A 318-nucleotide genomic window follows, 5' to 3' on the forward strand; every position below is an offset into this window, starting at 1 on the left:
AATTTCCAGGATAGCTACAGTTCCCGAACCATCGTCATCGGCACCATTAAAGATGTTGCCTTCATCGTCAACACCCACGTGATCATAGTGAGAGGAGATAACCAGGACCTCGTCGGGGATGCTGCTGCCTTTGATATAAGCCAGAACATTTTCAGTATCCTTTATTTCTCCGCGGGTGAAATAGCTTCCGGGGACCTCCTGGTAGTAATCATCTCCACACAATGGTGAGGGGAGATTCAACTACTTGTATTCAGTTTTAATATATTAGGCTGCCATTTTATGTCCCGTTTCTCATGTATCTATTCCCTCGAATTCGTC

The 318-nt window shown here is 45.0% G+C and carries 1 protein-coding gene; it reads right to left on the reverse strand.

Going from position 1 to position 318, the window contains the following annotated elements; genetic code table 11:
* The coding region (locus HC175_RS22295) for a M28 family peptidase (protein WP_168140025.1) at nucleotides 1-240 on the reverse strand (240 nt) is incomplete at its 3' end.
* Nucleotides 241-318: the final 78 nt, after the last annotated feature.

This window comes from Salinimicrobium oceani (assembly GCF_012037645.1).